General features: G+C 45.6%; 10 protein-coding genes. All 10 read left to right on the top strand.

The features are described from left to right. A partial coding sequence (locus tag CLV97_RS18295; protein WP_211295786.1) for a hypothetical protein occupies positions 1 to 409 on the top strand: 409 nt, incomplete at its 5' end. Positions 410 to 469: 60 nt separating this feature from the next. Then, the gene (locus CLV97_RS17960) at positions 470 to 1,327 is read left to right on the top strand and encodes a hypothetical protein (RefSeq protein WP_146130545.1); all 858 of its coding nucleotides are present in this window, start codon (positions 470 to 472) and stop codon (positions 1,325 to 1,327) included. A gap of 27 nt (positions 1,328 to 1,354) precedes the next feature. Continuing rightward, positions 1,355 to 2,080 carry a hypothetical protein gene (locus tag CLV97_RS17360; protein ID WP_106346788.1) on the top strand — a complete coding sequence of 242 codons (726 nt, stop codon included), beginning with the start codon at positions 1,355 to 1,357 and terminating at the stop codon, positions 2,078 to 2,080. Positions 2,081 to 2,241: 161 nt separating this feature from the next. Next, entirely contained in the window at positions 2,242 to 3,327 is a 1,086-nt protein-coding gene (locus tag CLV97_RS17355; protein WP_106346787.1) for a hypothetical protein, read from the top strand. 21 nt (positions 3,328 to 3,348) lie between these two features. After that, complete coding sequence (locus CLV97_RS17350; protein WP_106346786.1) at positions 3,349 to 3,951, top strand: hypothetical protein; 603 nt, start codon at positions 3,349 to 3,351, stop codon at positions 3,949 to 3,951. A 164-nt stretch (positions 3,952 to 4,115) separates the two neighbouring features. Then, entirely contained in the window at positions 4,116 to 4,478 is a 363-nt protein-coding gene (locus CLV97_RS17345; RefSeq protein WP_106346785.1) for a hypothetical protein, read from the top strand. A gap of 52 nt (positions 4,479 to 4,530) precedes the next feature. After that, complete coding sequence (locus CLV97_RS17340; protein ID WP_106346784.1) at positions 4,531 to 4,887, top strand: hypothetical protein; 357 nt, start codon at positions 4,531 to 4,533, stop codon at positions 4,885 to 4,887. 8 nt (positions 4,888 to 4,895) lie between these two features. Beyond that, positions 4,896 to 5,207 carry a hypothetical protein gene (locus tag CLV97_RS17335; RefSeq protein WP_146130544.1) on the top strand — a complete coding sequence of 104 codons (312 nt, stop codon included), beginning with the start codon at positions 4,896 to 4,898 and terminating at the stop codon, positions 5,205 to 5,207. Positions 5,208 to 5,296: 89 nt separating this feature from the next. Next, on the top strand, positions 5,297 to 6,085 hold the full coding sequence (locus CLV97_RS17330; protein ID WP_146130543.1) for a hypothetical protein: 789 nt from the start codon (positions 5,297 to 5,299) through the stop codon (positions 6,083 to 6,085). 54 nt (positions 6,086 to 6,139) lie between these two features. Next, on the top strand, positions 6,140 to 6,760 hold the full coding sequence (locus CLV97_RS17325) for an OmpA family protein (protein WP_146130542.1): 621 nt from the start codon (positions 6,140 to 6,142) through the stop codon (positions 6,758 to 6,760). Positions 6,761 to 6,979 lie beyond the last annotated feature (219 nt).

Here is a 6,979-nt window from a genome sequence, read left to right as displayed (position 1 = left end):
GGTTCAATCACAGCCCATTGTTCGTCTGTCAGCTCATGTCTCGTACTCATACTTCCATTTTACATTGGCAGATCATGTTTTTGAAATAGCTTGTAAACTGGGTAAAGGATTGGCAATTGCTGATATCGCCATTTCGGGAGGCGAAACAATCTTCCACACCTATAAAGCCTTCACCACCGACGGTCAGGAAAGTACAGACTACGCTTTCAAAGCCCTTGCTTCTGGGGGTAGTGCTCTTTTTTCAGCGGGTGTTCTGGTTGGACCGACCCCTGTGGGAGTGGGTTTGATGGTTGTCGGTGGGATTGCTTGGGGAATCGGTACGATATATAAACACCGAGATACAATCAAGAAAGTAGCGAATAAAGCCAAAGATGCAGTAAAAAGTGCGTGGAATACTGTAAAAGGGTAGTTTTCATAAACAGTCACCGGGATCTTTTTTCCCGGTGACTCCGAATGGAGGAGGAGTTAAATGAATCCCCCGATCAAGCCTCAGTTAAAGCGGAGCAAACCGTTACCCTCCATTCCTGAAGAGGTAATGAAAACGGCTGCCGCGTACAAACGGGTGGGAGAAACCGAGAACGTCGGATCTTTTAGAGCGTTAGTATCAGGTAAAATTTATTATTATTCCACCTATGTTCAAGGGGAACTGAACGACCATAAACGACCTACCGGATATCTCGTCATAAGGGGAGACGGTTCGGTTCCTCCGCTTTCTGAGGCAAAAAAACCCCTGCGAATGATTAACTCCACAGACGGGATTTTGCGAGAGATTTTACTCAATGGCCCATCATTGGCCAACCGCCCAACTGACAATTGGGAAGGATTGGAGGAGCTTCTCAGCCGGATTAGTAACATGCTGAAGTGTCCTCTTCCTGCGGATGTTCAACAGGCGTTGGAAGTCTTCCGGAGCATTCCTGAACGGGTGCTGGATAAGCAAAGGGAAATCCGGGAAATCGTTCTTAACGGAGAAAAGCTGTTTGAAGAATTGACCACCGACTATTTGATCACCGATGCGTTTTACGAGAAGGTGGAGTCGGAGTTCTATCGGTATGTCGAATGCCAATTTGTTCAACACGATATTCAGGTAACCACTTATCCGGAACGGGAGAAATTTCTTCAATATTTGTCCTCTGTCGTTTCCATCACCAACTTTTCATTATGGAGGCTTTATCGCAGTTTGAAAAAGCATCATCATGCAATGACCATCACGGATAAACGGGATTTGGAAGCCCATGAAGACGTTCGGAATGATCTCAGAAGGGATAAAAATACCGAGAAACATTTTGAAATGGTTTTTAATCTGACTCGCAACTCAAGGGATGAATAAAAAACGTTGTTCAGATGAGGTGAAGGTATGAGCCATTTTAAAGAAGCTTTATTGCTGATGAAGGAACGCTTTTTGACGATCCTTGCACTTGGGGTCATCATCATCACTCCGATTTTCCTTTTCAATCAGGTTTTTGTTAATTACTTGTATCGCTATTACGGCTCGATGGACCTATTCTTCATTGCGGATTTTTTCCATGTCATATTGATATTGACCGGACTCTCCGTGGCGCAAATTCCGTTTATTGAATTGGCCTATCGGGATGTGATGGGAGAAGATATCCGGTTCAAGGACGGGATTCGCAGTTTTATGGAACATGTGTTTCCCGTATATGTCATGGGTTTAATCTATGCGGTATTGTCGGCAGTCGGGGGATTGTTGCTGATCTTGCCGGGCATTCTGATCGCTATATGGTTTTTCTTGTTTCCATATGTGGCCGTGATCGAACATCAGCATTGGTGGAAGGGTTATAAATGGGCGTTTGTGACCGGGAAGAAATATTTCTTTAAGTTGTTGCTGGTGATTCTCCTGTATGGTTTGTTTGAAATGATTGTTGGTACTGTCGCCAATGTCGTGACTTTGTTCCTGACGGAACGATTGCTCGTTGTCACCTTGATACAATTGGTCTTGAGTTACGTTTTTGTTCCGCTGTTTACGTTTTTGATCACTTACTTCTACATCGATTGGAACGGGGGGCCGGAGACGTACAGGGAAGGTTCTTACGCTGAACAACAGGAGTTTGGATATTACTGATACGGATTGATGACATGAATTGTCTCATCGGGCAGAGCGAGGTTTGTCATGACGCTGCACTTAAGATGTTTAAAAACCTCATGGAATCTGGTCAGGTGCTTGCATATTTAGATGAGCCTTAGCCGGGTTCCAATTTTTTAGTAAGGGGAGGAAAAAGAGAGTTGGTGTGGAGGAATGTGGCAATTGCTATCATGCTGGTAATTTTGGCAGGTACAATTATCCCGATATTTTCAGTTGCCGCAGATCCCGTTATTCCTGAACCCTACAGACCCAATCCGGAAATCATAATACCCGAAGATTATACACCCAAACCCGAAATACCCCGGTCTGGGTTTGTGACGCCCGATTCGGAAGAATCCTCCAATGACGATGGTTTTGATTGGACATCCTATGGAAATATCGGTCTTTATACGCAGTTTTTATGGAACGCTATCGGAGACTGGGCTCCTCAGTATGTGTATGGCGGAGGACTCTGGGGTCTTAAGTATAAATATACCAAAAATGGAAAGAAAATCAGATTTGATGGCGGATTAAGGGTCCATAAAAGCCAGTTGTCAAAGATTCTCCCTCGTCCAGTGGCTGATTATATTGTGACCACCACCGGACGACAAGGATTATCAAAATTGTCATATAAAGTAAAGGATCCAAGGGTACAAGCATACCTTGAAAAATTACACCGTTATGACTACTCCAAAGCCGGAAATATGTCGAAGTGGCAATTTATCTTGAGAGGCATGAGAGCTGAAGCGAAATCGGCTTTTACGGAATCACTGCTGATCTTCAGCAAGGATGCAAAAACGGCTTCCTGGGCCAAGGCGACTGGCAAAGTAGGGATCGGATTGACGGCATTGTTTACTGCCTTTGAATTTGCAGAAGATGAGGAAGGGGCAAAGAAACACGGGTGGTTGAGCACGGAGTTCGCTTCCGCTCTCATTACAGATGTCGGATTGGGCGCGGCTGCTGGTATTGCAGGGTCGGCTCTGGCTGGTTTTGGAGCCGCTACAATTGCGGCAGCTTTTGGAGTTGCAGTGCCTGCTTTGGCTGTAACGGCTGTTGGAGTAGGAATTGCAGTAGCGATTGGATTAGTTATCGAAAATACAGCAGTAGGCAAGGCGATTAAAGACGGGATCAAAAATGGTATAAACCGGGCTCTAGAAGGAACTGTAAATGCTACGAAAAAGGCCTACGACTGGACGAAAGATAAAGTAAGTACGGTTGCTAACTGGGTGGGTGGATTGTTCGACTAAGGCGGAAAAGGGGGAATAAAAGTGGATTCATCCAAGAAAAAAAAGTCTTTTCCGGATACTGGTCCCGGCTTTTACACGTTTGGTCTTTGGGTGACTTTCCTCATATTACCAGGATTTGCATGCCTTGCTGCAACTATTGTGCCAGTTTGGTCTTCTCTTTGGTTAAACTTCTTAATCTTTTTTGCAATTTTGCTCTTAATATGGAATGTGCTAAGCATCGTGTTTCGATGGTACGACACCCCCTGGGGAAGGTTGCTTCCGCCTGCTGTTCTGGGGAATATTGCGGGGTTTTTGTATTTGGTTCCCCTGTGGCGTTTTGCGGGGGAACCCTTGTGGCTAGGCGTTATTCTCGTTTTCCACTACCTCTTTTGTACGTGGGCAAGTGTTCGCTATGGAAGGGAAATCTACCGTGAAGGAACCTCTCCGAAGACCCGTGTTGGAAAATTGTTGTTTAAAATTGGATTAATAGGGCCTTTTGGGGGCGCCTTGATTGCCCTTGCTATCACCAAGGCATTTGGGGGGATTTTCATCGGACTTATATTAGCTCTTTGTGGAACAATTATTATCCTATACTTTACGGCGTTTATCTATAAATTGAAAGACCCTGGGTTTGGAATGGGTTAAAGATCCAAGTGGAAAAAAAGGTAAAATAGTGGATCCATCAGAAAAAAGCCTATTCCTGACATCGTTTGGAGCAATTTTAGTCGGAGCCATATTAGCCGCTGGTGGTAAAATAATGGACCTAGAATTTGGGTGGCATGAAAAATTCAAAAGGGAGAGGACATAACATGATTGTACGGATCCTGCAGGGACTGGGGACAGGCATTGTGGTGGGATTGTTTTTTGGCCTTCTTCTGGGATTTTTCAACCTGGGTGTCGGTTTTATAACCATTGGCTTTCTGATCCTCATCACATACTTGCCCACTGGCTATGTGGCTGCGCGAAAAAATGAACATCCGTTTCTTTCCGCCGGAATAGCAAGCTTCCTATTGGTTCTAATCAATCAAATCTTTTCGATGGTGTTTTACGGAGGATTTCATCCCGGAGTTTTCGTACTGGGATTAGTTGTGGGATTGATCTTGTCTCTTGTGGGAGCGGCAATAGCTTACGCGTCGGGACGAAGTAATACTGCGAAGGCATCATGGGAATAAGACGGAACCTCTATTTCTGCCAAACCGATTTTCGACAAGGGGAGATTATGAGGTGTTGCGTGATGTTTTTTCCATCTACCTCTTGCATATCGGGAAGATTCTATTAATTGGGATCACCATGGTATTGCCGCTGTTGTTGGTTCATACGGCGGCTTCGGCAGTGTTTGCCTTTTATGTTGATGACAGTGTTTATGCCAACATGTTCTCCTTCTTTTTCTATGTGATTGTTCTCTGGCTTATTCAGGTGCCATATATTCACCTTTTCAAACAGGAAACGAGCGGGGAAGAGGTTCGGCTTATCGAAATGTACCGGGTTTTTTTCCAGTGCTTTTTTCCCGTCCTGTTGGTGGGAATCGGCTATGGATTGTTGGTGGTTTTAGGGTTAACACTTTTAATCATCCGGGTCTGATCTTTTTCTTGATGTGGTTCCTGTACCCCTATTCATTGGTGTACAACCCTGAAAAAAAGTGGAGCGCGGCTCTCAGGGAATCACGCTATATTGGTTTGGAACATATGGGAAGGTTGATCATTATCTTGTCGGTGGGGATCGGTCTGACATCCATCATGGGGAAAGCATTGGCTTATGGAGCGATGTTTGCGACTTCGGATGTTACCCTGATTATTTTGATCCCTCCGATTGTCCAAGTTTTCCTCTTGCCGATCCTTGCTCTGCTGATGTCCAATTATTATTCGCTTTGGAATGAGGAATACCGGTTGGAAATGACTTGATCTATAGCTGTGGGACTACTTTACCATCGGTGCGGTTCTGTTCGCTCACGAATCCCGTCCCGAGGAGGATTCGTATGATTTCTGATGAAGTGAAGATTCCGAAGGGAATATTTCCTGTTATTCTTAAACATGGTGAAGGGGAAGGGTTTCACTTTTTGCCGTGCAGGGTCAAAGGCGAGAAAGGCTTTTACTATTATGTTCATTACGCGTCGAATCGGATGTTGATGATACGTGAAGATGGAACGGTTCCGCCCTATGAAGAAGTAAAATCGCCCCTGTGCTTGGCCACTTTTTTTCTGGGGCATTGTCAAAGTCTTGAGGAGATGCGAGATTTATACGCCATTTACAATCCCTTTTTTACCGTGGAGAAATTGCTTCACAAGTTGGACCCGCTCCTTCGCCCCGTGCTTGCCCATGACATGCGCCATGCCCTTGATGTTTTTATCGAGGCAGTAACATCGGTGTTGGAATATAAAAGGAGGGGCGAAGAAGTCCTTTCTCAAGCCGAAGCCTATGCAAAGCAATTCATGAATGAGGAAGCGGTTCTCACTCGAAGGGACTTTGACGAAATGGAACGGTTCCGAAAGCCGATTGTTTACCATCTGCACCAAATGGATAAGGTTCAGGTGGACTCCTATCAGGATAGGGAGAAGTTGGTGCGCTATTTGGGATCCAGTATTTCCTTTTATCAAATTCGTCTGTGGTGGCTCTATCGCCGCCTAAAGGTTTACCATGACCGGATGCTGGAGGGGTATGCACCTGAAGAAGAGGAAGATGTGAACGAACTGGAGCGAAAGTTGGCTGATGCAAAGTGGAGGACGAAGGTGGAAGAGAAGGACTTGGAGGAAATTGAAAAATTGGCGATCAATCCGAAATAACTTTTGTTAAAATACCGTTGATTATAATAAAAGGAGTCAAGGGAGTGACCCAGAGTGAGATGGACGCGATTATTGGCGGTCCTGTTCCTTTTTTCCAGTCTGATGATTGGTTGTTCCGGAGAAAAGGAAGAAGATGAGGGCAAACAGGAACCGGCGAAGCAGACAGAGGAGAGTGCCGAATCATCGGATTCAAAAGAGGGGAAGCCCGGACTGGCCATTCCCGAACCCTTTAATCCGAAGCCCAAGCCGGCCATTCCAAAGCCCTTTATTCCGCCTAAACCCCCTGTACCTGATGTGAAGATTCTCCAGCCGAGTAAAGATGAGACCGTCATTCGGATCCCGGACAAGGTGCTCTTTGATTTTGACTCAAGCGAATTGCGGTCGGAGGCCTACCCGGTTCTGGAGAAAATCGCCGAGTCGTTGAACAACTCGGAAGGATACGAGGTAAAGATCGAAGGGCACACGGATTCCAAGGGCAGTGACTCTTACAACATGAAACTGTCTAAGGATCGTGCCGAAGCGGTACGAAAGGCACTGGTCGATCGTTACGGGGTGTCTCCCGATATTTTAACCGCCGTAGGATTGGGAGAGAGCCAACCGGTCGCCCCTAACGACACGGAGAAAAACCGACAAAAGAACAGACGGGTGGAGATCAAGGTGCAACCGAAACAATAAATGCTCGTAGGGATCGCGCGTTTTAAACATAAAGCGGGAAAGGAGGGTTACACCCTCCGAGATTGATGACAAACCCCCTGGCTCTTTTCGCAAGAAAAGCGCCAGGGGTTGCATGTTTATGGGAAATAAACAGATAAAGGAAATTAGATTTGGTAAATTAGGCGGATCACAAAGCCTTTTCCTCTCTTCGAGAGGAGCAAGGCCATTTTTTTGATGTTT

This window comes from Planifilum fimeticola (assembly GCF_003001905.1).
Lineage (GTDB): Bacteria > Bacillota > Bacilli > Thermoactinomycetales > DSM-44946 > Planifilum > Planifilum fimeticola.
This window is presented reverse-complemented; position numbering and strand designations above follow the sequence as displayed.

Coding starts and splice junctions, on each gene's coding strand:
- CLV97_RS17960 (WP_146130545.1), top strand. CDS start 470: ATGAATCCCCCGATCAAGCCTCAGTTAAAGCGGAGCAAACCGTTACCC.
- CLV97_RS17360 (WP_106346788.1), top strand. CDS start 1,355: ATGAGCCATTTTAAAGAAGCTTTATTGCTGATGAAGGAACGCTTTTTG.
- CLV97_RS17345 (WP_106346785.1), top strand. CDS start 4,116: ATGATTGTACGGATCCTGCAGGGACTGGGGACAGGCATTGTGGTGGGA.